Origin of the sequence: Citrobacter sp. MGH 55 (genome assembly GCF_016906145.1) — a bacterium.
GTDB lineage: Bacteria > Pseudomonadota > Gammaproteobacteria > Enterobacterales > Enterobacteriaceae > Citrobacter_A > Citrobacter_A amalonaticus.
Window position 1 is genome coordinate 1,713,831 of sequence record NZ_CP070239.1, and the last position, 20,626, is coordinate 1,734,456.

The 20,626-nt window shown below is 56.2% G+C and carries 22 protein-coding genes; 3 read left to right on the forward strand and 19 right to left on the reverse strand.

Annotation, left to right across the window (positions count from 1 at the left end; genetic code table 11):
* Nucleotides 1-80 precede the first annotated feature (80 nt).
* Nucleotides 81-770 (reverse strand): Sel1 family TPR-like repeat protein YjcO, encoded by a 690-nt coding sequence (gene yjcO, locus JTI98_RS07025; RefSeq protein ID WP_042999069.1) that lies wholly within the window; start codon nt 768-770, stop codon nt 81-83.
* 103 nt (nt 771-873) lie between these two features.
* Nucleotides 874-3,021, reverse strand: coding sequence for a formate dehydrogenase subunit alpha (fdhF, locus tag JTI98_RS07030; protein WP_080343192.1), 2,148 nt, complete (start codon nt 3,019-3,021; stop codon nt 874-876).
* 277 nt (nt 3,022-3,298) lie between these two features.
* On the opposite strand from fdhF, the gene yjdP reads away from it, so the two are divergent.
* Complete coding sequence (yjdP, locus tag JTI98_RS07035) at nt 3,299-3,634, forward strand: DDRRRQL repeat protein YjdP (RefSeq protein WP_042999071.1); 336 nt, start codon at nt 3,299-3,301, stop codon at nt 3,632-3,634.
* Here the strand turns inward: yjdP and phnP are convergent.
* From phnP to JTI98_RS07115, 16 genes are all read right to left on the reverse strand, one after another.
* The gene (gene phnP / locus JTI98_RS07040; protein WP_046401387.1) at nt 3,631-4,389 is read right to left on the reverse strand and encodes a phosphonate metabolism protein PhnP; all 759 of its coding nucleotides are present in this window, start codon (nt 4,387-4,389) and stop codon (nt 3,631-3,633) included. The two genes, yjdP and phnP, sit on opposite strands and share 4 nt — an antisense overlap.
* 63 nt (nt 4,390-4,452) lie before the next feature.
* Nucleotides 4,453-4,887, reverse strand: coding sequence for an aminoalkylphosphonate N-acetyltransferase (phnO, locus tag JTI98_RS07045; RefSeq protein WP_044257341.1), 435 nt, complete (start codon nt 4,885-4,887; stop codon nt 4,453-4,455).
* Nucleotides 4,874-5,428, reverse strand: coding sequence for a ribose 1,5-bisphosphokinase (gene phnN / locus JTI98_RS07050; RefSeq protein WP_216082074.1), 555 nt, complete (start codon nt 5,426-5,428; stop codon nt 4,874-4,876). Before phnN ends, phnO begins: the two co-directional genes overlap by 14 nt.
* Nucleotides 5,429-5,430: 2 nt before the next feature.
* Nucleotides 5,431-6,567 (reverse strand): alpha-D-ribose 1-methylphosphonate 5-triphosphate diphosphatase, encoded by a 1,137-nt coding sequence (gene phnM / locus JTI98_RS07055; RefSeq protein ID WP_044328957.1) that lies wholly within the window; start codon nt 6,565-6,567, stop codon nt 5,431-5,433.
* Nucleotides 6,564-7,250 carry a phosphonate C-P lyase system protein PhnL gene (gene phnL, locus JTI98_RS07060; protein WP_054176713.1) on the reverse strand — a complete coding sequence of 229 codons (687 nt, stop codon included), beginning with the start codon at nt 7,248-7,250 and terminating at the stop codon, nt 6,564-6,566. The genes phnM and phnL overlap by 4 nt, the downstream gene beginning before the upstream one ends.
* A gap of 72 nt (nt 7,251-7,322) precedes the next feature.
* Entirely contained in the window at nt 7,323-8,081 is a 759-nt protein-coding gene (phnK, locus tag JTI98_RS07065; RefSeq protein WP_044328531.1) for a phosphonate C-P lyase system protein PhnK, read from the reverse strand.
* On the reverse strand, nt 8,078-8,869 hold the full coding sequence (phnJ, locus tag JTI98_RS07070; RefSeq protein WP_252869634.1) for an alpha-D-ribose 1-methylphosphonate 5-phosphate C-P-lyase PhnJ: 792 nt from the start codon (nt 8,867-8,869) through the stop codon (nt 8,078-8,080). The genes phnK and phnJ overlap by 4 nt, the downstream gene beginning before the upstream one ends.
* Before the next feature lie 46 nt (nt 8,870-8,915).
* Nucleotides 8,916-9,983, reverse strand: coding sequence for a carbon-phosphorus lyase complex subunit PhnI (locus JTI98_RS07075; protein WP_042999079.1), 1,068 nt, complete (start codon nt 9,981-9,983; stop codon nt 8,916-8,918).
* Nucleotides 9,983-10,567, reverse strand: coding sequence for a phosphonate C-P lyase system protein PhnH (phnH, locus tag JTI98_RS07080; protein ID WP_058587237.1), 585 nt, complete (start codon nt 10,565-10,567; stop codon nt 9,983-9,985). Before phnH ends, JTI98_RS07075 begins: the two co-directional genes overlap by 1 nt.
* Nucleotides 10,564-11,016, reverse strand: coding sequence for a phosphonate C-P lyase system protein PhnG (phnG, locus tag JTI98_RS07085; protein WP_042999081.1), 453 nt, complete (start codon nt 11,014-11,016; stop codon nt 10,564-10,566). The genes phnH and phnG overlap by 4 nt, the downstream gene beginning before the upstream one ends.
* Nucleotides 11,017-11,742: a phosphonate metabolism transcriptional regulator PhnF gene (gene phnF / locus JTI98_RS07090; protein ID WP_044328534.1), complete on the reverse strand. Its 726-nt coding sequence runs from the start codon at nt 11,740-11,742 to the stop codon at nt 11,017-11,019. It lies immediately after the preceding gene.
* Between the two features lie 20 nt (nt 11,743-11,762).
* Entirely contained in the window at nt 11,763-12,542 is a 780-nt protein-coding gene (phnE, locus tag JTI98_RS07095) for a phosphonate ABC transporter, permease protein PhnE (protein WP_042999083.1), read from the reverse strand.
* 97 nt (nt 12,543-12,639) lie between these two features.
* Nucleotides 12,640-13,656, reverse strand: coding sequence for a phosphonate ABC transporter substrate-binding protein (gene phnD, locus JTI98_RS07100; protein WP_042999084.1), 1,017 nt, complete (start codon nt 13,654-13,656; stop codon nt 12,640-12,642).
* Nucleotides 13,657-13,804: 148 nt separating this feature from the next.
* Nucleotides 13,805-14,593, reverse strand: a complete 789-nt coding sequence (gene phnC / locus JTI98_RS07105; RefSeq protein WP_042999085.1) for a phosphonate ABC transporter ATP-binding protein — start codon at nt 14,591-14,593, stop codon at nt 13,805-13,807.
* 132 nt (nt 14,594-14,725) lie between these two features.
* Nucleotides 14,726-15,172: a VOC family metalloprotein YjdN gene (gene yjdN / locus JTI98_RS07110; protein ID WP_044257322.1), complete on the reverse strand. Its 447-nt coding sequence runs from the start codon at nt 15,170-15,172 to the stop codon at nt 14,726-14,728.
* 81 nt (nt 15,173-15,253) lie between these two features.
* Nucleotides 15,254-15,589, reverse strand: coding sequence for a zinc ribbon domain-containing protein YjdM (locus tag JTI98_RS07115; RefSeq protein ID WP_042999087.1), 336 nt, complete (start codon nt 15,587-15,589; stop codon nt 15,254-15,256).
* Between the two features lie 528 nt (nt 15,590-16,117).
* On the opposite strand from JTI98_RS07115, the gene crfC reads away from it, so the two are divergent.
* Together crfC and JTI98_RS07125 are read left to right on the forward strand one after the other, a co-directional pair.
* Nucleotides 16,118-18,472 (forward strand): clamp-binding protein CrfC, encoded by a 2,355-nt coding sequence (crfC, locus tag JTI98_RS07120; protein ID WP_216082076.1) that lies wholly within the window; start codon nt 16,118-16,120, stop codon nt 18,470-18,472.
* Complete coding sequence (locus JTI98_RS07125) at nt 18,469-19,359, forward strand: diguanylate cyclase regulator RdcB family protein (protein ID WP_044328369.1); 891 nt, start codon at nt 18,469-18,471, stop codon at nt 19,357-19,359. The genes crfC and JTI98_RS07125 overlap by 4 nt, the downstream gene beginning before the upstream one ends.
* A gap of 17 nt (nt 19,360-19,376) precedes the next feature.
* Here the strand turns inward: JTI98_RS07125 and kdgT are convergent, their stop codons facing one another.
* Nucleotides 19,377-20,375: a 2-keto-3-deoxygluconate transporter gene (kdgT, locus tag JTI98_RS07130; protein WP_042999090.1), complete on the reverse strand. Its 999-nt coding sequence runs from the start codon at nt 20,373-20,375 to the stop codon at nt 19,377-19,379.
* Between the last annotated feature and the right edge of the window lie 251 nt (nt 20,376-20,626).

A 20,626-nucleotide genomic window follows, 5' to 3' on the forward strand; every position in this document is an offset into this window, starting at 1 on the left:
GATGGCGCTGCGCCTTATCCGGCCTACGAGTCAACATCGCTTGTAGGCCTGATAAGCAAAGCGCCATCAGGTAATCTGAGTCAGCCGTTCGTTAATCGGTCAAACTCTTCGCAGCCAGTATCGAAACCTTCGGTACAGCTCAGATTCAACCAGTGCAGCGCCTTCTGTTTATTCTTCTCAATAAAGCCCTGTTCGCCGTTCAGAAACATCATTCCCGCCCAGTATTCGGAATACCCGGTGCGAGAGATGGCGGAACTGCGTTTGAAGTACCAGGTCGCTTTATCATCATCAGCCTGAATCCCGACGCCGTTGGCGTAAATCAAACCGAGCAGCATTTGTGCATCTACGGCCACATCACTCTCCAGATTTTCAGAGGCGTTTTGCAGCAGGGAGATGGCTTTGGGGTAATCGGTTTTACCGGCCTGCGTATTCACCAGAATGCGTGCCAGCGTAATTTCGCCCGCTTTACTGCCCGCCCGGGCGGCCTTCTCCGCCAGCATTTTTGCTTCCGGGTAATCCAGACTGACCGGATTAGTGATTTTAATCTGCGCCAGCAGCGCACAGGCGTCCGCATCGCCATTGTCGGCGGATTTCTGTGCCCAGTATTCGGCTTTGCTTAAATCGCCGAAGCTAAACCAGCTGTCAGCAAGGTAATATTGCGCGCGTTTGTCACCTGCCTCTGCGGCCTGCAAATACTGGCTTCCAGGCTCAGGATCGGCAGCACGGGCAAAGAATGTCATCAATAACATCAATGCAAGAAGTGGTTTCATTATTAAGTTTTAATTAGGGTACGGAATGGACAGTATAAAGAGATCGTATGGATAAAAAAACAGCCTCCAGGGTGGAGGCTGTTGAGATGCATCAACGTTGTGGTTAGCCCATTGCGGTTTCGCGCAGGCGAGCCTTCAGCTTGTTATATTCATCAATCACGTACTGCTCGGCGGCGGACTGATTGGCAATCGGCTCCACGCGCACGGCGCAATACTTGTACTCTGGCGTTTTGGTAATCGGGCTTAAGTTCTCGGTCACCAGCTCGTTACAGGCACCAATCCACCACTGGTAGGTCATATAGATAGCCCCTTTGTTCGGGCGCTCGCTGACCTGCGCGCGGGTGATAATTTTGCCTTTTCGCGAGTGAACCCACACCAGCGCTTCATCTTCAATGCCCAGACGCGCCGCATCGGCCGCGTTGATTTGCGCATAGCCCGGTTCGTCGGCCAGCGCGGCCAGAGCCGCACAGTTTCCGGTCATCGAACGACAGGAGTAGTGGCCGACTTCACGCACCGTCGACAGTACCATCGGGTACTCGTCGGTGAGTTTATCGATCGGCGCAACCCAGTCGCAGGTGAAGAACTGTGCCATGCCGTTCGGGGTATCAAACTTCTCTTTAAAGAGGTATGAGGTCCCCTGATCGGCGTCTGACGTGTCGCGGCAAGGCCACTGGATGTAGCCCAGTTCGCCCATCTTCTCGTAAGTCGCCCCGTAGAAATCCGGGCACAGATGACGCAACTCATCCCAGATCTCCTGGGTGTTGTTGTAGTGCATCGGATACCCCATCCGGGTGGCGATCTCACTGATGATTTGCCAGTCGGTTTTCAGATCCCACTTCGGCTCAACGGCTTTAAAGAAGCGCTGGAAACCACGGTCAGCAGCGGTAAAGACCCCTTCATGCTCGCCCCACGACGTCGACGGTAAAATGACATCTGCCGCCGATGCGGTTTTGGTCATAAAGATGTCCTGTACAATGACCAGTTCCAGATCCTCAAAGCCTTTGCGCACTGCGGAGAGTTCCGCATCCGTTTGCAACGGATCTTCGCCCATAATGTACGCCGCACGCACTTCGCCATGCGCCGCACGGTGCGGCAGCTCGCTGATGCGATAGCCAGTGTGCGCAGGCAGGCTGTCCACGCCCCAGGCTTTGGCGAATTTCTCGCGGTTAGCCGGATCTTTCACATACTGATAGCCCGGATAGGTATCCGGCAGCGCACCCATATCGCACGCGCCCTGAACGTTGTTCTGGCCACGTACCGGGTTAACGCCCACGCTGGGCTTACCGAGGTTGCCGGTCAGCATCGCGAGGCTGGTCAGTGAACGCACGGTTTCTACACCCTGATAGAACTGGGTGACGCCCATGCCCCACAGGATGGTCGCGCTTTTCGCACCGGCATACATCCGCGCCGCCTGACGAATTTCACTCGCGCTAACGCCGGTTATCTCCTCGACGGACTCCGGCGTATAGCCTTCGACAATCTTGCGGTACTCTTCAAAACCTTCCGTACGGGAGGCGACAAACGCCTGGTCGTACAGATTTTCTTCAATAATGACATGGCCCATCGCGTTCAACAGTGCGATATTCGAGCCGTTTCGCAGTGCGATGTGCATGTCGGCAATGCGCGCGGTTTCAATTTTGCGCGGATCGCAGACGATAATTTTCGCCCCGTTACGTTTAGCGTTAATCACGTGATTCGCCACAATCGGGTGGGAATCCGCCGGGTTGTAACCGAAGATAAACACTAAATCGGTGTTATCAATTTCGTTAATGGCATTGCTCATTGCGCCGTTACCGACCGACTGGTGCAGACCTGCAACCGATGGGCCGTGTCAGACGCGAGCGCAGCAGTCAACGTTATTGGTACCAATAACGGCGCGCGCAAATTTTTGCATGATGTAGTTGGTTTCATTCCCGGTGCCGCGCGACGAGCCGGTCGTCTGGATGGCATCAGGGCCGTATTTCGCTTTGATGGCGCTCAGGCGTTCGGCGACGTAATTCAGCGCTTCATCCCAGGAAACTGATTCCAGTTTGCCGCCACGCTGGCGACGAATCATAGGCGTTTTCAGGCGCGGGGTCAGGATCTGGGTATCGTTAATAAAATCCCAGCCGTAATAGCCCTTCAGACACAGAGTACCCTGATTGGTTTTCCCCTGCGCCGCCTCAGCCCGGACGATTTTGCCGTTATCGACCACCAGGTTGATCTTGCAACCTGATGCGCAATACGGGCAAACCGTGACGACTTTTTTCATCGGTCTCGCTCCAGTTAATCAAATCGCGCATACACGCTTGTCGACCTGAGTATGCATCTTTTATGCCACATTTTAATTGGGGGCTTTCCCTGATATTACGGATAATTTTTGGACAAAACCCTGACGAAAAACAGGCTGTCGTCATATTTGACGTGACGATTTGGCGTTGTGCCGACGCAAGCTGTAGCGGAACCCGATACGAAATTGAGATTCCTCCGCTACTCGTCGCACAGGGCGATAACTAACGTAGAAACCGTCCCCTTTTGAGGCTGGTTTTATGAAACGCACCCTGACACTCTTTTTATTCAGCCTGCTGTCGCTGGCTACCGTGCCGGCACAGGCCGATATCATTGATGATGCTATCGGCAACATTCAGCAGGCGATCAACGATGCTTATAAGCCTGACAGCGATAGCGGGCGGGATTACGAGGATTCGCGCGACGACAGGTGGCAGAACGAAATGAGCGACGATCGCCGCAGACAATATGATGATCGCCGCCGTCAGTTTGAGGATCGCAGACGGCAGCTTGATGAACGTCAGCGCCAGCTCGATCGTGAACGCCGCCAACTGGAAGATGAAGAAAGCCGAATGGAAGAGGATTACGGGCGTTAATCGACCATAATCTGCATCCCGTCATAGCCTGCTTCAAATCCGTCCGGGAGCGGGTTATCCATCAGCCAGACATCGAACGCGTGGCTGATATGCGTGAGGATCACCTGCGGGCAGCGAATCACTTCATTAAGCGCAATGACCGTATTTAAATCACAGTGATTGCACGGCGGTTGGGGACGTGGCGGATGGCTACAGTCGATGACGATAACTTGTGGCTGATTGTTGAGCAGAAAGGTGAGCGTTTTATCGGGCAGTCCGGCGGTGTCAGACAGCCATGCCACGCGGCTGTGCGCTGTCTCCAGAAGATAACCCAACGTCAGCTTTGAGTGATTCAGCGGTAGCGGTGTGACCTGCAATCCTTGTAACTCAAACACCACAAACGGCTCGACGGTGTGGCTAAAGTCGAGAATGCCGGGATGCTTAAACAGATCGTCGCACCCCTGTTCGTCCGGCGGGCCGTACACCGGGATGGACGCACCGACGCCCCAGCGTAGCGGAAACAATCCCTGTACGTGATCCATATGATAATGGGTGAGTAAAAACTGTCGAAAGCTGCCCGCCGGCCAGTCGTCCATCAGGTGCGGTATGCCCGCATCCAGCAGCGTCACCGTATCGTTGAATTTGACCACGCCGCTACACGGGCGTCGGCGATACGGTTCCTGCAGGCGTGCGCGGCGACAGGCTGCACAGTCGCAGCCAAACGCGGGTACCCCTTGCGCACCGCCGGTGCCGCTTAGCGTGATGCTCAGACTCATCGTGATTCCCCTTGTCGTATCGTGCCGGATGGCGACGCGAGCGGCTTATCCGGCCTACGTATCTCACAATGCTTTTGTGAAGCGAAAATGACTTTGTTCGTAGCCTTCGCGCCGATAAAAACGGTGGGCGTCATGACGCTTCACGCTGGTGGACAGCTCTGTCATCTCTGCGCCTGCCTCGCGGGCTTCCTGTTCTGCCCATGCCAGTAACTGGCTACCGATTTTCAGACCCCGTGCCTGCGGCATCACCACCAGTTCCTGAATCTCGCCAATCCAGTTGGCGTGGTGTAAATGATACTGCAGATGCAGGCCAATGAGTCCAACCGCCTGGCCCTCAAGCAGCGCCAGCTGATAACGCAGTCGGTCATCCTGCAAATTGGCGGTGAATCCGGCGCAAAAGGTCGGGTAATCAAACTGGGCTTGCTTCAGTTCGCAGATGAGCGCGTACACGGCCCCGGCGTCTTGTCCGGTGGCGCGACGAAGTTCACAGGCAGACATGGCGTGGCTCCTTGCGCCCCATTAACGTTAACAGCGAATCGACGGACTGGTGCAAACTGCCGTCGTTATTGAGCGTATGGCAGCCAAACGGGGCGTAGCGGGCGGCGCGTTCGAGACGCGCAGCGATCTCGGGTTCGCTTTCCCTCCCGCGCACCTGTAAGCGCTGGCGCAAAATCGTAGAGGAGACCTGCAAGCAGACCGGCAGCAGTGCCGTGCCGTAGCGCGCCTGCGCCTGGGGAAGATGCGCGCGTGAGCCGTTGACCACCACGTCGAAGCCGCCGTTAAGCCAGAGATCGATCTCCACGCCGACGCCATAATAAAAGCCGTTAGCATGCCAGCTTAGCGCCAGCAGGTTATGTCCGGCGCGGGTGAAAAACTCTTGCTCGCTCAGGGCGACATGATTTTCGTTCCCGGCATTCGCCGCGCGAGTGATATAACGGTGCGCCACCAGGAGTTGCGCATGTTCTTGCTGACGGAGTGCGGTCAGCAGACTGTCCTTCCCGGAGCCGGACGGCCCCATCAGCCAGATCAGTTTTCCCATACTCAGAACACCCTCTTTCCCTGGCGCCAGACGTGGTCGATGTGGATGTGATCGCCTTTACGGTGCGCCAGTACCAGATCGGCGCGCTTACCTTCGGCGATTACGCCGCGATCGCGGAGACTGAGCGCCCGCGCCGGGTTGGCGGTCACCAGGCGGATCGCCTGCGGCAGGGTGAAACGGTTAGCCGCGTCGTCTGCAACGCGAAACGCGGCATCCAGCAGGCTGGCGGGGTAGTAATCTGACGAGAGGATATCCAGCAATCCCAATTCTGCCAGCGTGTGCGCCGCGACGTTGCCGGAATGAGAGCCACCGCGCACAATGTTCGGTGCGCCCATCAGTACGTTCATGCCGTGCTGGCGCGAGGCTTCTGCGGCTTCAAACGTGGTGGGAAATTCGGCGATCACGCTGCCAAGCTGGTGGGATTCCTGCACATGCCCGGAGGTGGCGTCATCATGGCTTGCCAGTGCAATGTTGCGCTCGCGGCACAGTTGCGCGATGGCAGTCCGGTTGGGCTGCGACCAGCGAGCCGCCAGGGCCAGTTGTTCCTCTTCGTAACGCGTCATCTGTTCATCGGTCAGCGAATATTTACCCTGATAATATTCACGATACTTCTCGCGGTTGGCGAACTGACGCTGGCCCGGCGAGTGATCCATCAGCGAAACCAGCGTAACCGGTTCGCGGCTGACCAGCTTCTCGAACAGCGGCAGCGTGGTGTGGTGCGGCAGTTCGCAGCGCAGATGCAGGCGATGCTCGGCGCGGTTCACCCCACGCTTTTGCGTCTCCTCCACGGCGTTGATCATTTTCTCCAGGTTTTCCAGACGATCGCCGCCGTCGCGGACATCGCCAATCGCCACCGCGTCCAGCACGGTGGTGATACCGCTGGCGACCATCAGCGCGTCGTGGCTGCTCATTGCGGAATGCGCGGGCCAGTCCACTTTCGGCCGTGGGGTAAAGAATTTGTCGAGATTATCGGTGTGCAACTCAATCAGCCCCGGTAGCAGCCAGCCGCCTTCTCCGTCCAGCGCTTGCGGAAGACGGCTCTGACTTTGCGCAAACGCACGAATCACGCCATCCTGCATTTCCAGCGATCCCTGCACCACTTCATCTTCCAGCACCAGCTTTACATTATTGATAATCATGGTGTTGTTCCCATCAGGTGCAAACGATCCGCTACGCGGTCGCGCACAGTTTGATCGTGAAAAATGCCGACAATGGCCGCACCGCGCGCTTTCGCCTCTTCAATCAGCGCCACCACGGCGGCACTGTTTCTGGCATCCAGCGACGCGGTCGGTTCGTCGAGTAACAGAATCGGATAATCGACGATAAATCCGCGCGCGATGTTCACGCGCTGTTGTTCACCGCCGGAAAAGGTTGATGGGGCGAGGTGCCACAAGCGTTCCGGCACGTTCAGACGGGTCAACAGGCTTGCGGCTTTGGCGGCGCACGCCTCGCGCGGTACGCCGAGATCCAGCAGCGGCTGCATTACTACGTCCAGCGCGGAGATCCGTGGGATCACCCGCAGAAACTGGCTCACCCAACCTATCGTGGCGCGGCGGACTTCCCGCACTTTGCGCGCCGGAGCGTGCACCAGATCCACCCATTCGTCGTGATGGCGAATGTGAATATGCCCCTCGTCGGGCAGATAATTGGCATACAGCGAACGCAGCAGCGTCGATTTTCCGCTGCCGGAATGGCCATGTAGAACGACACATTCACCGTTTTTGACTTCCAGCGAGGCATTTTGCAGCACCGGCAGGCGCACGCCGTTTTGCTGGTGGAGCACAAAGGTTTTACTGACGTTTTCAACGCGGATCGCGTTCATTTTTAGCCTCTTTAAGCATTTGTGCATTCGATTGCCGGATAAGGCGTAGCCGCCATCCGGCAAAACAAAAAATCAGTTCTGCAATACGGACGACACCAGCAACTGGGTATACGGATGATGTGGATCGTCGAGCACGCGGTCGGTTAATCCACTTTCCACCACCTGACCCTGTTTCATCACCAGCAGACGATCTGCCAGCAGGCGCGCCACGCCTAAATCATGGGTGACAATCACCACCGCCAGATCCAGTTCCACCACCAGCCCGCGCAGCAGATCCAACAGTTTCGCCTGGACGGAGACGTCGAGACCGCCGGTCGGCTCATCCATAAATACCAGCTTCGGGTGGGTGACGAGGTTGCGGGCGATCTGCAGACGCTGCTGCATGCCGCCGGAAAAGGTGGTCGGTAGATCGTCGATACGAGAGGCCGGAATTTCGACCTCCTCCAGCCAGCGCTGGGCGGTGGCGCGGATCTCGCCGTAGTGGCGTGCGCCGGTCGCCATCAGGCGTTCGCCGATATTACCGCCCGCCGAGACCTGACGACGCAGGCCATCCAACGGGTGCTGATGTACCACGCCCCATTCAGTGCGCAACAGGCGGCGGCGGTCGGCTTCGCTCATGGCGTACAGTGAACGGCTCTGGTACTGAATCTCGCCCGACTGCGGCGTCAGGCGCGAGGAGAGGGATTTCAGCAGGGTGGTTTTGCCGGAACCGGACTCCCCGACAATGCCCAGCACTTCGCCAGGCCACAGGTCAAAAGAGACCTCGCTGAAGCCTTTACCCGGCGCGTAGAGATGAGTCAGGTTATTAACCGAAAGCAGCGGTTGCGTCATTGGCTGAGTGCCTCGCTCTGTTGGCGGCAGTAGTCGGTGTCGGAGCAGACAAACATGCGTTTGCCGGTGTCATCGAGTACCACTTCATCAAGATAACTGTGCGTTGAACCGCAGATGGCGCAGGGCTCATCCCAGGTCTGTACGGTGAACGGATGATCGTCGAAATCGAGACTTTCCACGCAGGTATACGGCGGTACGGCATAGATGCGTTTTTCGCGTCCCGCGCCAAACAACTGAAGGGCGGGCATCATGTCCATCTTCGGGTTGTCGAATTTCGGGATCGGCGACGGGTCCATCACATAGCGTCCGTTGACTTTCACCGGGTAGGCGTAAGTGGTGGCGATATGGCCGAAGCGGGCGATATCTTCATACAGCTTCACCTGCATGATCCCGTACTCCTCCAGCGCATGCATAGTGCGGGTTTCCGTTTCGCGAGGTTCGATAAAACGCAGCGGTTCAGGGATCGGCACCTGGAAGATCAGGATCTGATCTTCCGTCAGCGGCGTTTCCGGGATCCGGTGACGGGTCTGGATTAACGTGGCGTCTTCCGTGCGCTCGGTGGTATTGACTCCGGTGACGCGTTTGAAGAAGTTGCGGATCGATACCGCGTTGGTGGTGTCATCTGCGCCCTGATCGATAACCTTCAGCACGTCCGGTTCACCAATCACGCTGGCGGTAATCTGGATCCCACCGGTTCCCCAGCCGTAAGGCATCGGCATTTCGCGGCCACCGAATGGCACCTGATAGCCGGGGATCGCCACCGCTTTGAGGATCGCGCGACGGATCATGCGTTTGGTTTGCTCATCCAGATAAGCAAAGTTGTAGCCGAAGAGGTTAGTGGTCACGGGCGGCCTCCTGTTGCAGGCGTTTGAGCAGTTCCAGCTCGGCCTGGAAATCGACGTAGTGGGGGAGCTTGAGGTGCGAAACAAAACCCGCCGCCTCGACGTTATCCGCGTGCGCCAGCACGAACTCTTCGTCCTGCGCCGGTCCTGTGACCGTTTCATCGTAGTCGGGTGCCTGTAGGGCTCTGTCCACCAGCGCCATTGCCATCGCTTTGCGTTCGCTCATGCCGAACACCAGTCCGTAGCCGCGGGTAAAGTGAGGCGCATCGTTGTCCGGGGCGACAAAGCCGTTGACCATTTCACATTCGGTCATCAGCAGTTCGCCGACGTTGACCGCAAATCCCAGCTCTTCCGGTACCGTTTCCAGCGCAACGTAGCCACTACGGATTTCGGCTGCGAACGGGTGATTGCGCCCGTAGCCGCGTTGGGTGGAGTAGGCCAGCGCCAGCAGATAGCCCTCATCGCCGCGCATCAGCTGTTGCAGGCGTGACGCACGGGAGCAGGGGTAAACCGGCGGCGTGCGGGTGATGTCATCCGGCGTGGCGCCGTTATCTTCTTCGGGCTTCGCCAGCCCTTGATTCGCCAGCAGAGAAAAGACGTGCGGGGCGGCGTCCTGCGTACTTTCTGCAGTCCGCAGCGGCGGCGTTTCGCCATTCGCCAGCAGCGTAAAATCGAGCAGACGATGGGTGTAGTCGTAGGTTGGTCCTAACAGCTGTCCGCCCGGAATATCCTTGTAGACTGCCGAGATACGGCGTTCCAGGCGCATTTCCCCACTGTTCAGCGGTTCGCTTACCGCCAGCTTTGCCAGCGTGGTGCGGTAAGCGCGCAGCAGAAAGATGGCTTCGACGTTATCGCCACTGGCCTGCTTGAGCGCCAGCGCCGCCAGTTCGCGATCGGCAATGCCGCCTTCGGTCATGACGCGATCAACAGCCAGATTCATCTGCTGTTCGATCTGCGCCACGCTCAGTTCGGCAACGGCATCGTCGCCCCGGCGTCGCTGCTCCTGTAACGCATGGGCGTTGGCTATCGCCTTCTCGCCCCCTTTGACGGCTACGTACATCAGCACACCTCCACATGGGTGGTTCTCGGGATAGCCAGCAGCCGTTCGCCGCAGGTGAGGATGAGGTCAACGCCCAGCGGGAACGGATGCGGGCGTTCGGTGAGTTCGTGGATCAGGCAGTCTGGCAACTGCGGTGCGATCATTCGCTCTTCGGCGATACCTGCCCCGGTCAGGCGTAACATCCGCCCACCGCTCAGGCTGGAAACCTGCACGATGAGCGTGGCGCTGTTTTCTGGCGCGACCGCAGAACCGGCAGAAAGCGCATTAAGCTGTTCGCTGCTGATGCGCTCGTCGGCTACGGCAAAGGCCGCCAGTTGGGGTTGTTCGACCATCGGCGCGTTGGTGTGAAAACGCAGGTTCTGGCTGGCGATGTCGTTATTCATCGCAGGCGACAGCCACACCGGCGTATCGCCGTCGACTAACGTCAGCAGGACGCTGGTGGTCGCCAGATTCAACGGCTGCCAGCCGTGTTTCAATTGATGTAAGGCAACAATCACCCCCGGTTCGCTCATCGCTTTCAGCAGACGGCGAAAGCTGTGTTGGGCGTCCTGGACGGGCAGGGTAAAGGCGGTCTGTAGGGTCATTCGTTATCTCCGCGCACCAGCGTAAAGAAGTCGACCCGGCTGGCGTTGACTTCGGCGCGACGGGCGGTGATTTCCGCATCGCGTTCTGCTTCCAGCGGGCTAATTAAGGTTTCCATCAGGTTCTGGAAATGTGTCTGTTCCTGCAGTAAAGCGTCGATAACGGCGCACTGCTCGGCGTGGCGTTTGTTGCGTCCCAGCAGGTAGCTGTAACCCAGCGTGCCGCTTTTCAGGCGAACCACCGCGCGGGTCAGCGTGGTGTCTCCGGCAAAGAAACGGTTGCCGGTGCCGCCCATGCGCGCCTGAATTTGCATCAGTCCGCATTCCGGGGGGCGAATCAGTTCATATTCCGGTGCCAGCGTTAACGCCTGGAGTCGCGCATTCAGGGCATCGGCCTTGCTGTAAGCCAGCGCGCGCATCCAGCGCTGGCGGGTGGCGGTATCGAAATGCATTCAGTGCTCCATAGTGAATTCGATCATGTCGGCGCGGGTCAGGCTGACGGAATACTCCATCGCACGTTCCTCGCCTTCACGGTGGTTCAGGGTGCGCACGCAGAGCAGCGGCGCCATGTTGGGGATTTCCAGCACCTTGCTCTCTTTCGCCTGCGCACGCCGGGCGCTGATGCGCGTCTGGGTGCGCTTGAGCGTCAGGCCGGACTGTTCGCGCAAATAGTCGTGCAGTGAGCCGTGGTTAAAACCCTGCAGCAGCGGCCAAAGGGCCAGGTCGGAAAAGTAATGGTCAATCAGACACAGGGCGATGCCGTTCACCCGCCGCAGGGTGCGCAAGTGGATGACGTTATCGCCTTCCTGCACGCTGAGCGCATCGGCAACGTGACGGGAGGCCGGGCGCAGTACCGCCAGCCGTTTTTCGCTGGTGGGATGACTTCCCTGATCCAACAGGTTCTGACTGAAGCGTGCCTGGGCGTTAAGCGGATAATCGAACGGGCGCATCAGCACCAGTACGCCGACGCCCTGACGACGCTGGACCCAGCCGCGTTCCACCAACTGATCGATGGCGCGGCGCAGGGTGTGGCGATTAACCTCATAACGCGCGGCAAGCTGATGCTCGGCGGGCAGATAGTCGCCGCAGCGGTAATGTTGACGTAGCTCCTGCTCAAGTCTCGCGGCAATCTCCTGATAACGCGTCGGATAACTGGTCGGATGTGTAGACAAGTGCATAGCAATCAATGCCTCGCTAATCAGATAAAGTGCTTACGTAAACGCTGGGAGAGAAAATCCAGCAGGCTGACGGTCACAATGATTAACACCATCAGGGCGCAGGTTTGCTGGAACTGGAAACCGCGAATTGCCTCCCACAACGTGACGCCAATGCCGCCTGCGCCCACCATCCCGACGACAGTTGCTGAACGGACGTTGGATTCAAAGCGGTACAGCGAGTAGGAGATCAGCAGCGGCATCACCTGGGGCAGTACACCGTAAAGAATTTCTTCAATTTTGTTAGCGCCAGTGGCGCGAATGCCTTCAACCGGACCGGGTTCAATGGCTTCCACCGCTTCGGACAGCAGCTTGGAGAGCACGCCGGTGGTATGGATAAACAGCGCCATGACGCCCGCAAACGGACCGAGGCCGACAGCGACCACAAATAGCATCGCAAACACCATTTCGTTAATGGCGCGGCAGGCATCCATCAGACGGCGCATCGGCTGGTAGATCCACCAGGGCACGAGGTTGTCGGCGCACATCAGGCCGAAAGGAATGGAGAGGATCACGGCCAGCGCGGTTCCCCAGACGGCGATTTGCAGGGTCACCGCCATTTCGCCGAGGTAGTCCTGCCACTGGCTAAAGTCCGGCGGAAAGAAGTCGGCGGCAAACGTCGCCATGTTGGCGGAATCCTGAATCAGCGTGAGCGGGGCCATTTCGGCGCCTTTCCACGACACGACCAGCACGGCGAGCAGAATGGCCCAACTGACGAGCGAGAACCAACTGCGCTTTGGCGGGGCAACGGTGATGGTTTGCATGTTTAGCTCCGTGCGTACGTTATTGGCGGATGGCGGCTCCGCCTTATCCGGCCTACGTTTGTAGGCCCGGTAAGTGAAGCGCCAGCGGGCGTCAGGTTTACTGCACCGCTTTGGTGACGCTGGTCATGGCGCTCAGCGCCGCGGTCAGACGGTCAAGATCGTCCAGCTGCGCTTTAATCGCAGACGATTTGCTGGTCTTCTCTTCAGCGTTCAGTCCTTTGTTGTCCTTCACACCCTGCATCTCTTTAAACAGGGCGAGCTGGCGAATCGGCACCAGTTGCAGGTCGCTGGAGGCGCGGAACGGCGCCCAACCCAGGCGTTCCAGTACGGTTTTTTCTTCCGGCGTTTTGCCGTAGTTCATGAAGAAGTCGTACACCTTGTCCTTGGTGGCTTCAGAGAGGTTCTTACGCCAGACGATCGGATCGCCTGGGATCAGCGGCGACTTCCAGATAACCTTCAGCGCTTTCAGCTTGTCCGGCGCGGACGTTTTCAGCTTATCGAGGTTCTCGGTGTTGTTGGTGGCGACATCCACCTGCTTGTTGGCGACCGCAAGGGCGTTAGTTTCATGACCGGCGTTGACGGTGCGTTTGAAGTCGCTGGCGGCGATATTGTTTTTCGCGAAGACGTAATAGCCAGGGACGAGATAGCCGGAGGTAGAGTTAGGATCGCCATTACCAAAGGTGAGATCTTTGCGTTTGGCGATCAGATCGTCGAGGTTGTTGATCGGACTGTCCTTGTTGACGATCAGCACGCTCCAGTAACCCGGCGATCCATCGGCGGCGACGGTCTGGGCAAAGACCTGGCCGTTGGCGCGATCCACGGCTTCCATTGCTGACAGGTTGCCGTACCAGGCGATGTCGACTTTATTAAAGCGCATACCCTGGATGATCCCGGCGTAGTCCGGCGCGAAGAAAGCGTTCACTTTCACGCCCAGTTTCTTCTCCATATCCTTCAGGAACGGGTCCCATTGGGGTTTCAGGTTTTGCTGTGATTCGGTCGAAATAATGCCAAAGTTCAGCGCTTTTTCCTGCTCTTCGGCAAAGGCGGGACTGAGCAGAGTACTGACGCTGAACATGCTGGTAAACGCCAGCGCGGCAACGGCCTTGTAATTCATGTTTTATCCTCACGTTGTTCCAGGCTATTTCACTTGCCAGCCTGAGTTCGGGCAGTGCTCAACATCCTCACGTACTATATGTACGCTCCGTTTTTCCGCGCTGGCCGCCTCCAGTCTGTCTGCGTCAATAACGCCTGGTCTTTTTGAATTAAGCAGCCTGCGCGTTCTGTTCGACGCGGTTCATGCTGCGGTAGAGATGGTCAAATCTTTCGTTATCAAAGAGCTGGCTGCTGCCGTCGTAGAAAACGTGTCCCTGACGCAACGCGACAATCCGTTCGCAGTAGCGCAGGGCGTAATCCACCTGATGCAGCGTGACGACGACGGTAATACCGTCGGTCTGGTTGATGTCGCGCAGGGTGTCCATCACGATGCGCGCGGATTCCGGGTCCAGTGAGGCAATCGGCTCGTCGGCGAGGATCACTTTGGCCTGCTGCATCAGCGCCCGGGCAATGGCCACGCGCTGCTGCTGACCACCGGAGAGCGTAGAGACGCGCTGGTACGCAAAGTGCGCCATCCCGACGCGGGTCAGTGCCTGGAGCGCGCGCTGTTTCTGCGCTGCGCTAAACCAGCTAAAACAGGTGCGCCAGAACGGCGTGCTGCCGAGCGCGCCAATCAGCACGTTCTCCAGCACCGTCAGGCGATTCACCAGATTGAATTGTTGGAAGATGTAACCGGTATGCGCGCGGCTTTTGCGGATATCGCGCGCCAGTCGACCTTCGTGTTGAACGGTGCGACGAAGGAGTTCGACGCGGCTACCTGCTGATTTATCGCCGGTAATCAAACCGCTCAGATGACGTAAAAGGGTGGATTTGCCGGAACCCGACGGCCCCAGCAGAGCGACCATTTCACCGGCACAGATGTTCAGATCAACCGCATGCAGCGCCTGATGCTGATTGAACGTTTTGGAGAGTTTTTCGACGCGAATGATCGTTTCCATGATGCGGCCTCTCTAAAAAAAGTGGCCCTATCGTGGCGGATCAATATGACGTTTGGGTTAAGGGGACGTTACCTGCCGATGAAGAGTTAAGGTGAGTTTGATGACAGAACGGGAGGCATGCCTCCCGTGAGGTTACTCGGTTGGCTGGGGTTGTTTGACGACGTTGATCATCCACGGTACGCCGTAGCGATCGCTGACTTTGCCAAAGCCATGCGCCCAGAAGGTTTCCTGCCAGTCCATTTCGATTTGACCCTCTGCGGCGAGATTGTCAAACCATTGCTTCCCTTCGTTGACATTTTGCGTGTCGAGGACCAGAGTGAAACCTGAATAGTGAGCGTTTCCTGTGGGAATGCTATCGCTCATCATGATGTCGCTATTGGCAATGCGCACGTTGGCATGAGCGATAGCGGTATCGGGGAATGTCATTCCGGACGGGCAACCGTCTTCGCTGTCCTGCGCCGGTTTGGGCATTTCACCGAAGCTGATTTTATAAAGGAGTTCTGCACCCAGCGTCTTTTGATAGTACGCGATGGCGTCGGCACAGTTTCCGGCAAAAGAGATGTAGGGACTTAACGACATAATCTTTACCTCAGGTAAGAGAAGCCAGTTAAGTGTAGTTATCGCAGGCCCGGTAAGCGAAGCGCCACCGGGCAATTTACATCAGTTCTTTTTCACGAATTCTGATTTCAGCTTCATCGGACCAAAGCCATCAATTTTGCAATCGATGTTGTGGTCGCCTTCCACCAGACGAATGTTTTTTACTTTCGTGCCGATTTTCAGCATTGAAGAGCTGCCTTTGACTTTCAGATCTTTCACGACGGTGACGCTGTCGCCGTCAGCCAGCAGATTGCCGTTGGCATCTTTAACGATCAGTTCGTCGCTGTCATGCGCTGGTTCTGCATCGTTCCATTCATGGGCGCATTCCGGGCAGATGTACATGCCGTTATCTTCGTAAGTGTATTCGGAGTTGCATTGTGGGCAGTGGGGTAATGACATGTCGATATCCTCAAAAGTCAGCAAGGGCAAAAGCGCCCAAAAAATGGCAGATTGCCGAAAAAGGACGCAATTATACACAAAATCCTTAACGTTGTCGGGACTACTCTGTTTTTAAGGTAAATACCGTACTGTGACCTAACCTGTCTGCCAGACAGAAAAAAAGCGCTATTATTTTTAAGGGAAATTGCTACCGTTTGTTATTTGAGATAAGGTGACGAGAAATATTCTAACTAATTGGCTGAGCGAGTTTTACTTAGGGTTCGTTTACCTCACCTTGCCCCTTAATTCTGGTAGGTGAAATTAACCAAAATTGGCCTTGGTTTTTATAAAACTGAACTACGATTTTTTACTTTCTTATGCCACTGAGTGTTATTCAAAAAATAGCAATTAAAATAATAAATTCATTGATATCAATAGATTAATTAATAAATTCTTTTTTCCATACGTAATTATTAAAGCCGAGAATTCACTAATAAACGAAACGGCTAAATAAAAGCAATAAAAATTTGCGTTAAGGAAACATTTTTTATGTACACACAGACAATATATGAATTGAGCCAGGAAGCGGAACGCTTGCTGATGCTCTCTTTAGAGCATCTTAAGACCGTAAAAAAAATGCCAACGGCCACTCTGGAGAGCACTTCATCATTAAAAAGTGAGGACGATCTCAACGTTCAGCCCATGCATTTCAGTACCCGGGGTGTCGAGGCACAGCAGGCCACGCTGAACAATGAGTTGCGAAAAATCTCGCGACTGGAAATGGTGCTGGCGATCGTCGGCACCATGAAAGCGGGAAAATCGACGACGATCAATGCCATTGTCGGCACGGAGGTGCTGCCCAATCGCAACCGTCCAATGACCGCGCTGCCGACACTCATTCGCCATACGCCTGGTCAGAAAGAACCGGTGCTGCATTTTTCCCACGTTGCGCCCATCGATGCGCTGATGAAGACCCTGCAAGAGAGCATGCGCGCCTGCGATCGGCAGAATCTGACGCAGGTGCTGGAAATTGATAAAGACATGAACGGCCTCATGCAGCGCATCGAAAGAGGGGAAGCGTTTGAGCGCCATTATCTTGGTGCACAGCCGATCTTTCACTGCCTGAAAAGCCTTAACGATTTGGTGCGCCTGTCGAAAGCGCTGGAGGTCGATTTTCCCTTTTCTGCCTATGCGGCGATTGAACATATTCCGGTGATTGAGGTGGAATTTGTGCACCTGGCGGGGCTGGAGAACTATCCGGGTCAACTGACGTTACTGGACACACCCGGGCCAAATGAAGCCGGGCAGCCGCATCTGCAAAAAATGCTCAATGAGCAACTGGCTCGCGCCTCCGCCGTTCTGGCGGTGATGGACTATACGCAGTTGAAATCGATTTCCGATGAAGAGGTGCGTCAGGCCATTGCCGCAGTGGGAAAATCGGTGCCGTTGTATGCGTTGGTGAATAAATTCGACCAGAAAGATCGCAACAGCGATGATGAAGAACAGGTGAGGGCGTTGATTTCCGGTACCCTGATGAAGGGTTGTATTAACCCGGCGCAGATTTATCCGGTCTCCTCGATGTGGGGTTATCTGGCCAATCGGGCACGCCATGAGCTGGCAAACCACGGTCATCTCCCGGATCACGAAGAGCAGCGCTGGGTACAGGACTTTGCTGAAGCCGCGCTCGGTCGGCGCTGGCGAAGCGCCGATCTGGATGATATCGAACACCTGCGTCATGCGGCGGATTTGCTGTGGGAAGATTCGTTGTTTGAACAGCCGATCCAGACCTTAATTCATGCCGCCTATGCCAATGCGTCGCTGTATGCGCTGCGTTCCGCCTCGCATAAATTGCTGAATTACGCCCACAGCGCCCGCGAATATCTGGATTTCCGCTATCACTGTCTGACGGTGGCCTTTGACACGCTGCAGCAAAATATCATGCGTCTGGAAGCGGACATGCAGCAACTGAAAGTGAGCCAGGACAGCGTCAGCGACGAGATCCGCCATGAGGTCGGGCTGGCGCTGACGTCGGCCAACGACTTTCTCAACCAGCAGCAGGCCACGATCTTGCGCAACATCGGGACTTTTTTCAGCCGTGAACAGATCCTGAAATTGTCGTGTGGCGATAGCTGGTCGCCGCTGCCGCAGGCGGAGCTTGACGGAGAGGTGTTGGTGCTGCATGACGAAGCGCAGGCGCAGGTGATCCTCAGTAAACTACGTTCCACCTGTGAGGGCGTCCTGCTGGCGGCGCAGGAAAACATCAGCCGCGACCTGGCGATGCGTTTTGAACAACTGGAAGCCACGCTCAGCCGGTCACTGAATGAGGCGATGCGCCCTATCGAAATGCGGGTGAAAGAGGAGTTGAGTCATGCGGGGTTTCGCCCCCGAATCAGCTTTCCGGCCTTTCACGCCTCCATGTTTAACTTCACGACGCGCCAGTTATTCAGCGAGGCGATTGCCCAGCAGGACCGCGTCGATAGTGACGAACCTCGCGTGAGCGGGGTGCGTGAAACCTTCTCTCGTTGGCTGAATCAGCCGAACTGGAGCTGGAATGATTATGTCGAAGCGAAGACACGCTATCTGATTGATATTAATGCGCTGCACCAGAGTCTGGCGGAGTACGTCAGCCACTTCTGCCAACAAATTCGTAAAGCTTTAGCCGCGCAGGTCGATGTTTCAGTTACGGCAGGTATGGCAACGTTTTTTGCCGATTTCTCATTGTGCCTGGCGGGATTACAGGAGAGCCTGCGCGAGAGTTTGCTGGTTCGTCAGCAGAATGAATCGGCTGTTCAGAGTCTGAGTCAGCAGTTGCAGCACAGTATTGCCACCACCGCCTGGATTTATGAAGACTCTCGCCTGCTCCGTGACGACATTCAAACCCTTTTTGTGGCCGAACACACATGACAAACGCGTTACTGGATGGCCCCGGACGGACGCTGGAGTGTATCCACCCGAAGTTTATGGTCGATCTGGTTCAGGGAGAAGAACCGAAACGGGCTGACGGCACATTGCAACAGCAGCAGTTTCGCGAGCGCCTGACGCAGGAGATTCTGTCCCAGACGCAGTTGCGGGCGTGGGCGATGGCCGGGATGTTCAGCGAGCATCTGATGATGCGCCTGAAGCTGGTGGAAAAGCTGGCGGGTATGCTCGATCCGGGGCATCTGGCGCTGACGCGGATCGCTGCGCGACTGCAGGTCCTTCAACAGACGGATCTCTCTCGCGGACCGTCCGTCCCAGGACTGGTTCAGCAACTTACCACTCTCAGCGAATGGTTTCGCCAGCGCAGTGCCTGGAAGGAGAAGGCGCTGAGCCAGCGTGGTCTCACGGTTCAGGCCGGGGAACACAGTGAACAGGTATTTACCCGATGGCTGGCGGGGGCGTATGAAGGATGGTCGCTGCCGGGGCGGTGTTTTATTGCGCTCGAAGAGTTGCGTTGGGGACCGTTTGGCGATGCCTGTCGTCTGGCGAATCCTGACGTGGCGGCGATGCTGAAAGATAATCTCCGGGCGATGGCGACAAACTATCTGGCCCACAGTATCAATGCCGCACCGACGACGCGTCACTATTATCATCAGTGGTTGAGTACCACCGCGACCGCCGGTTCAGTTGAGTACAGCGACATGCTGAGCTGGTTGGGAGACTGGTGTGAGGCGGATAAACATCCGGTGTGCTGGTCTGTGACGCAGCGCTGGCAGCCGGTTGCGTTGGGTATGCCGCGACTCTGTTCGGCAAAGCGACTGGTGGATGCGATGGTTGAAGAGGTGTTTCCACCCTCTCCCCTCAGGTTTTGAGAGGAGAGGGCTGATGATTAGTGGTGTGCGGATTCCGCTGTCGTTTCTTCCACACCAGCAGGAGCCGGTAGCCTGGCGAAGCGTTTGGCGTAGAGCGCGGTAATAATCGGCACCAGAATCGCCGTGACCACTACGCTGGCAGCGACCAGCGCCGTTGCGGAGGCGGCAACCGGTTCAAACGCCGGGTTGATTTGCGCGATGATCACCGGGTTGGCAACGGCGGCACCTGCCGCAGAGGACGCCGCGACACCTGCAGTACCATTACCACCACCGATCACGCGGTCAGCAATAATCAGTGGAATACCGGTAATGACAATGACCGCCACACCCAGCAGGATGCCCAACAGACCGGTATCAACAATCACACCCAGGTTAATGGTGTTACCCAGCGCAAAACCGAAGAACGGAATCAGTACCGGCGTTGCTTTGCTGAAGAACGCACGCAGATCGTGGTCAAGGTTGCCCAGCGTGAAGCCGATCAGGAACGGCAGTACTGCGCCGATAAAGTGATGCGGTTCAAAGGAGCCCAGACCCGCAGCGCCCAGAATCACCATTGTCATCAGCGGACCGGATTCCAGCGACATCAGAACGAATGCGCCGGACTCTTCTTTCGTACCGTACTGGTTCATCAGGCTGGCATACAGACCGCCGTTGGTCATATCCATCGCGGAAACAATCGCCAGTACGGAAAGACCGGCAAAGAAACCGGTCTGAATACCGGTATCCGGAATAAACGAGGCGGCAATCATTGCCACTACCCACGCTACGGCAATTTTGGTAATGACCAGCGTGCCGGATTTACGCAGAACCGTACCGGTTGCGCGTAAATCAATTGATGCACCAATACAGAAGAACCACACAGCAAGAATCGGTACCGTGCCGGTAATCATGCCTTTTGTAAAGGAACCAAAATAAGCACCGGTATTCGGTGCCAGGGTATTTACAACCGCACCCAGCAGCAATGGAATCAACATCATCCCACCAGGGATGCGTTCAATGGTGGCTTTAATTCTCATAAATGTCCTCACTTCTTGCCCGTGGAACATACGGGTAAGGTGGCAAAAAATATTAAAATTCAGAAGGTTGTATCTGGAAAGTATGCAGGAAAACCTACATTCTCTTTATGTTCTACGTAGCGATTGCACCGTGTATCGGCGTTTTTCGCTTCCCGGTGGTATTGCAACGACTATTATCTTGCATTCATTGGAATGTTGATTCAATCAAAGCGAAACGATGTTTTAGTTATCTTTGTCACATAATCAATGTA

Coding starts and splice junctions, on each gene's coding strand:
- yjcO (WP_042999069.1), bottom strand. CDS start 770: ATGAAACCACTTCTTGCATTGATGTTATTGATGACATTCTTTGCCCGT.
- yjdP (WP_042999071.1), top strand. CDS start 3,299: ATGAAACGCACCCTGACACTCTTTTTATTCAGCCTGCTGTCGCTGGCT.
- phnP (WP_046401387.1), bottom strand. CDS start 4,389: ATGAGTCTGAGCATCACGCTAAGCGGCACCGGCGGTGCGCAAGGGGTA.
- phnO (WP_044257341.1), bottom strand. CDS start 4,887: ATGTCTGCCTGTGAACTTCGTCGCGCCACCGGACAAGACGCCGGGGCC.
- phnN (WP_216082074.1), bottom strand. CDS start 5,428: ATGGGAAAACTGATCTGGCTGATGGGGCCGTCCGGCTCCGGGAAGGAC.
- phnM (WP_044328957.1), bottom strand. CDS start 6,567: ATGATTATCAATAATGTAAAGCTGGTGCTGGAAGATGAAGTGGTGCAG.
- phnL (WP_054176713.1), bottom strand. CDS start 7,250: ATGAACGCGATCCGCGTTGAAAACGTCAGTAAAACCTTTGTGCTCCAC.
- phnK (WP_044328531.1), bottom strand. CDS start 8,081: ATGACGCAACCGCTGCTTTCGGTTAATAACCTGACTCATCTCTACGCG.
- phnJ (WP_252869634.1), bottom strand. CDS start 8,869: ATGATCCGTCGCGCGATCCTCAAAGCGGTGGCGATCCCCGGCTATCAG.
- JTI98_RS07075 (WP_042999079.1), bottom strand. CDS start 9,983: ATGTACGTAGCCGTCAAAGGGGGCGAGAAGGCGATAGCCAACGCCCAT.
- phnH (WP_058587237.1), bottom strand. CDS start 10,567: ATGACCCTACAGACCGCCTTTACCCTGCCCGTCCAGGACGCCCAACAC.
- phnG (WP_042999081.1), bottom strand. CDS start 11,016: ATGCATTTCGATACCGCCACCCGCCAGCGCTGGATGCGCGCGCTGGCT.
- phnF (WP_044328534.1), bottom strand. CDS start 11,742: ATGCACTTGTCTACACATCCGACCAGTTATCCGACGCGTTATCAGGAG.
- phnE (WP_042999083.1), bottom strand. CDS start 12,542: ATGCAAACCATCACCGTTGCCCCGCCAAAGCGCAGTTGGTTCTCGCTC.
- phnD (WP_042999084.1), bottom strand. CDS start 13,656: ATGAATTACAAGGCCGTTGCCGCGCTGGCGTTTACCAGCATGTTCAGC.
- phnC (WP_042999085.1), bottom strand. CDS start 14,593: ATGGAAACGATCATTCGCGTCGAAAAACTCTCCAAAACGTTCAATCAG.
- yjdN (WP_044257322.1), bottom strand. CDS start 15,172: ATGTCGTTAAGTCCCTACATCTCTTTTGCCGGAAACTGTGCCGACGCC.
- JTI98_RS07115 (WP_042999087.1), bottom strand. CDS start 15,589: ATGTCATTACCCCACTGCCCACAATGCAACTCCGAATACACTTACGAA.
- crfC (WP_216082076.1), top strand. CDS start 16,118: ATGTACACACAGACAATATATGAATTGAGCCAGGAAGCGGAACGCTTG.
- JTI98_RS07125 (WP_044328369.1), top strand. CDS start 18,469: ATGACAAACGCGTTACTGGATGGCCCCGGACGGACGCTGGAGTGTATC.
- kdgT (WP_042999090.1), bottom strand. CDS start 20,375: ATGAGAATTAAAGCCACCATTGAACGCATCCCTGGTGGGATGATGTTG.